We start from the raw sequence: 5,362 nt of genomic DNA, 5'->3' as shown, positions 1-5,362 counted from the left end.
TATATTGTGCAGGAATGGCTCCTGGAAATGAGCGGTATATATTGGCCTTATTCCGGCTGGTATGTATCGGACATCAAACTTGAGAGTTTGATCCTGGCTCAGAACGAACGCTGGCGGCATGCCTAATACATGCAAGTCGAACGAGACCTTCGGGTCTAGTGGCGCACGGGTGCGTAACGCGTGGGAATCTGCCCTTGGGTTCGGAATAACGTCGGGAAACTGACGCTAATACCGGATGATATCGAAAGATCAAAGATTTATCGCCCAGGGATGAGCCCGCGTAGGATTAGCTAGTTGGTGGGGTAAAGGCTCACCAAGGCTACGATCCTTAGCTGGTCTGAGAGGATGATCAGCCACACTGGGACTGAGACACGGCCCAGACTCCTACGGGAGGCAGCAGTAGGGAATATTGGACAATGGGGGCAACCCTGATCCAGCAATGCCGCGTGAGTGATGAAGGCCTTAGGGTTGTAAAGCTCTTTTACCCGAGATGATAATGACAGTATCGGGAGAATAAGCTCCGGCTAACTCCGTGCCAGCAGCCGCGGTAATACGGAGGGAGCTAGCGTTGTTCGGAATTACTGGGCGTAAAGCGCACGTAGGCGGCGATTTAAGTCAGAGGTGAAAGCCCGGGGCTCAACCCCGGAACTGCCTTTGAGACTGGATTGCTAGAATCTTGGAGAGGCGGGTGGAATTCCGAGTGTAGAGGTGAAATTCGTAGATATTCGGAAGAACACCAGTGGCGAAGGCGGCCCGCTGGACAAGTATTGACGCTGAGGTGCGAAAGCGTGGGGAGCAAACAGGATTAGATACCCTGGTAGTCCACGCCGTAAACGATGATAACTAGCTGCCGGGGCACATGGTGTTTCGGTGGCGCAGCTAACGCATTAAGTTATCCGCCTGGGGAGTACGGTCGCAAGATTAAAACTCAAAGGAATTGACGGGGGCCTGCACAAGCGGTGGAGCATGTGGTTTAATTCGAAGCAACGCGCAGAACCTTACCAGCGTTTGACATCCTCATCGCGATTTCCAGAGATGGATATCTTCAGTTCGGCTGGATGAGTGACAGGTGCTGCATGGCTGTCGTCAGCTCGTGTCGTGAGATGTTGGGTTAAGTCCCGCAACGAGCGCAACCCTCGCCTTTAGTTGCCAGCATTTGGTTGGGTACTCTAAAGGAACCGCCGGTGATAAGCCGGAGGAAGGTGGGGATGACGTCAAGTCCTCATGGCCCTTACGCGCTGGGCTACACACGTGCTACAATGGCGACTACAGTGGGCAGCCACTCCGCGAGGAGGAGCTAATCTCCAAAAGTCGTCTCAGTTCGGATCGTTCTCTGCAACTCGAGAGCGTGAAGGCGGAATCGCTAGTAATCGCGGATCAGCATGCCGCGGTGAATACGTTCCCAGGCCTTGTACACACCGCCCGTCACACCATGGGAGTTGGATTCACTCGAAGGCGTTGAGCTAACCGCAAGGAGGCAGGCGACCACAGTGGGTTTAGCGACTGGGGTGAAGTCGTAACAAGGTAGCCGTAGGGGAACCTGCGGCTGGATCACCTCCTTTCTAAGGATCGTGACGAAAGCGCCAACGCTTGCCGTTGGAAGAGCTTCGTCATTTCCAAAGAACATTGCCGCCGTCCTCATGTCCCTTCATCACTGGAAAATACGTCTCGAAAAAGACGTATCTGCCTGGCAGGCTTTCGAGCGCCTCGCGCTGCTGTAACAAGCGGCCTGTAGGCACCGGGCCGGTAGCTCAGGTGGTTAGAGCGCACGCCTGATAAGCGTGAGGTCGGAGGTTCAACTCCTCCCCGGCCCACCATTTGCTTGGTTGGGGGCTTTAGCTCAGCTGGGAGAGCGGTTGCTTTGCAAGCATCAGGTCATCGGTTCGATCCCGATAAGCTCCACCAAGCAGACTGCGTAGCGATGTTTCGCGGAGCAGCGGACAATTTCCAGAGATGAAGAGTAGCGGTTTGCCGGATACGTCCGGTGATATGGCGCGCATTTGCGGGCCTCTTTGACATTGTGAATGGGTTTTTTAATCGATGCCGTGGCGACATGGGGTTGGTTTTGGTGTTTGCCGCAAGGCAGGCGACAAAGCCGATCCGATGATCGTTCACACAAGATTATCTGGCTGAGTTTAATAACCACATCGCGAGCTGACGGCGAATGCTACCCAGTATTGTCGTTGGTGGTGTGGACTCTCAAGCGTGAGGTAAGGGCATCTGGTGAATGCCTTGGCATGTACAGGCGATGAAGGACGTGGCACGCTGCGATAAGCGTGGGGGAGCCGTGAGCAGGCTTTGATCCCGCGATTTCCGAATGGGATAACCCACCTTCACCATTTAATCATTGGTTCGATCGGCCTTCGGGACGGACGGATCAGCGGTTAAATGGTCGAGGTATCACTAAGCTGAATAAAATAGGCTTTGGTGAAGCGAACCCGGAGAACTGAAACATCTCAGTACCCGGAGGAAAAGACATCAACCGAGATTCCGTTAGTAGTGGCGAGCGAACGCGGACCAGGCCAGCGCCTGGGATATAATTAGCAGAACGCTCTGGAAAGTGCGGCCATAGCGGGTGACAGCCCCGTATGCGAAAATGATATTCCAGGACTTGAGTAGGGCGGAGCACGTGAAACTCTGTCTGAACATGGGGGGACCACCCTCCAAGCCTAAATACTCGTACATGACCGATAGTGAACCAGTACCGTGAGGGAAAGGTGAAAAGCACCCCGATGAGGGGAGTGAAACAGTACCTGAAACCGGATGCCTACAAGCAGTGGGAGGGTCCCAATATCTTCGGATAGGCGAGACCTGACCGCGTACCTCTTGCATAATGGGTCTGTGACTTAGTGTATCAAGCAAGCTTAAGCCGTTAGGTGTAGGCGCAGCGAAAGCGAGTCTGAATAGGGCGACCATAGTTTGATGCATTAGACCCGAAACCCGGCGATCTATGCATGACCAGGTTGAAGGTGCGGTAACACGCACTGGAGGACCGAACCGTTCAATGTTGAAAAATTGTCGGATGAGTTGTGCTTAGGGGTGAAAGGCCAATCAAGCCGGGAAATAGCTGGTTCTCCGCGAAATCTATTGAGGTAGAGCGTCGGATGATTGCCGTTGGGGGTAGAGCACTGGATGGTTGCGGGGGTCGCGAGATCTACCAACACTAACCAAACTCCGAATACCAACGAGTCTAGTCCGGCAGACAGACGGCGGGTGCTAAGGTCCGTCGTCAAAAGGGAAACAGCCCTAACCTACAGCTAAGGTCCCCAAGTCATCACTAAGTGGGAAAGCATGTGGGATTTCCAAAACAACCAGGAGGTTGGCTTAGAAGCAGCCATCCTTTAAAGAAAGCGTAACAGCTCACTGGTCTAAACAAGAGATCCTGCGGCGAAGATGTAACGGGGCTAAAGTGATGCACCGAAGCTTAGGGTTCAGTCTTTGACTGAGCGGTAGCGGAGCGTTCCGTAGGCCGTTGAAGCGGGAGGGTAACCGACCGTGGAGGTATCGGAAGTGCGAATGCAGACATGAGTAGCGATTAACAGTGTGAGATGCACTGTCGCCGAAATTCCAAGGGTTCCTGCTTAAAGCTAATCTGAGCAGGGTAAGCCGGCCCCTAAGACGAGCCCGAAGGGGGTAGTCGATGGGAACCACGTTAATATTCGTGGGCCTGGAGGTGTGTGACGGATGGCGTAAATGGTCTGGGCTTATTGGATTGCTCCAGGCTGTGAAGTTGTCCCAGGAAATAGCCCCTCCGTATAGACCGTACCCTAAACCGACACAGGTGGAATGGTAGAGTATACCAAGGCGTTTGAGAGAAGTATCCTGAAGGAACTCGGCAAATTGCCTCCGTACCTTCGGAAGAAGGAGGCCCCACATAAGCGCAAGCTCTTGTGGGGGGCACAGGCCAGGGGGTAGCGACTGTTTAGCAAAAACACAGGGCTCTGCTAAGTCGGCTTCAAGACGACGTATAGGGCCTGACGCCTGCCCGGTGCCTGAAGGTTAAGAGGAGGAGTGCAAGCTCTGAATTGAAGCCCAGGTAAACGGCGGCCGTAACTATAACGGTCCTAAGGTAGCGAAATTCCTTGTCGGGTAAGTTCCGACCTGCACGAATGGCGTAACGACTTCCCCACTGTCTCCAGGATATGCTCAGCGAAATTGAATTCTCCGTGAAGATGCGGAGTACCCGCGGTTAGACGGAAAGACCCCGTGCACCTTTACTGCAACTTCAGAGTGGCATTAGGAAAGAGCTGTGTAGCATAGGTGGGAGGCTTTGAAGCATCGACGCCAGTTGATGTGGAGCCATAGGTGAAATACCACCCTGCTGTTTTCTGATGTCTAACCTCGCACCGTTATCCGGTGCAGGGACCCTCTGTGGTGGGTAGTTTGACTGGGGCGGTCGCCTCCTAAAGAGTAACGGAGGCGCGCGATGGTGGGCTCAGGACGGTTGGAAACCGTCTGTTAGAGTGCAATGGCATAAGCCCGCCTGACTGCGAGACTGACAAGTCGAGCAGAGACGAAAGTCGGTCATAGTGATCCGGTGGTCCCTCGTGGAAGGGCCATCGCTCAACGGATAAAAGGTACGCCGGGGATAACAGGCTGATGATTCCCAAGAGCTCATATCGACGGAATCGTTTGGCACCTCGATGTCGGCTCATCACATCCTGGGGCTGGAGCAGGTCCCAAGGGTTTGGCTGTTCGCCAATTAAAGTGGTACGTGAGCTGGGTTCAGAACGTCGCGAGACAGTTTGGTCCCTATCTGCCGTGGGCGTCGAAATTTGAGAGGAGTTGACCCTAGTACGAGAGGACCGGGTTGAACATACCTCTGGTGTACCAGTCGTTCCGCCAGGAGCGCAGCTGGGTAGCTATGTATGGACGGGATAACCGCTGAAAGCATCTAAGCGGGAAGCCTCCCTCAAGATAAGATTTCTCAGGACGGTCGAAGACCACGACCTTGATAGATCGGATGTGGAAGTGCGGTAACGCATGAAGCTAACCGATACTAATTGTCCTATTCGCGCTTAAACGGTTCACTTGTGAACCGCAGAGTCCCACCATCAACGACAATGCTGGTCTCCAGCGCATGTCAGCGATCGGTCGGTTGTTAAGCCAGCCCGGATATACGCTTACAAAACATACACCAAACGCGGCTGTTGCCGTGTTTGGCAAGCAAATACTCATGTGCACGGCATCGATCAAAAACCCATATATGCGCCAGCTTCATTGCTTGGTGACCATAGCGTCTGTGACCCACCCGATCCCATCCCGAACTCGGCCGTGAAACCAGTCTGCGCCGATGGTACTATTGCTCAAGCACTGGAAGAGTAGGGCGTCGCCAGGCATTGAAGCTCGCGCATATATCGGA

At 53.8% G+C, this 5,362-nt stretch carries 2 tRNA genes and 3 rRNA genes; all 5 read left to right on the top strand.

The features are described 5' to 3' along the window. Positions 1-75: 75 nt before the first annotated feature. The 5 genes from EWH12_RS21400 (at position 76) to rrf (ending at position 5,338) form a co-directional block, all read left to right on the top strand. Positions 76-1,562, top strand: a 16S ribosomal RNA gene (locus tag EWH12_RS21400). A 178-nt stretch (positions 1,563-1,740) separates the two neighbouring features. Further along, positions 1,741-1,817, top strand: a tRNA-Ile gene (locus tag EWH12_RS21395). 12 nt (positions 1,818-1,829) lie between these two features. Further along, positions 1,830-1,905, top strand: a tRNA-Ala gene (locus EWH12_RS21390). Between the two features lie 296 nt (positions 1,906-2,201). Beyond that, positions 2,202-5,022 (top strand): 23S ribosomal RNA (locus EWH12_RS21385). A gap of 201 nt (positions 5,023-5,223) precedes the next feature. After that, positions 5,224-5,338 (top strand): 5S ribosomal RNA (gene rrf / locus EWH12_RS21380). Together the 16S, 23S and 5S rRNA genes with 2 tRNA genes alongside form the textbook arrangement of a ribosomal RNA operon. The last annotated feature ends 24 nt before the right edge of the window (positions 5,339-5,362 follow it).

Origin of the sequence: Sphingobium cupriresistens (genome assembly GCF_004152865.1) — a bacterium.
Taxonomy (GTDB): Bacteria; Pseudomonadota; Alphaproteobacteria; order Sphingomonadales; family Sphingomonadaceae; genus Sphingobium; species Sphingobium cupriresistens.
This window is presented reverse-complemented; position numbering and strand designations above follow the sequence as displayed.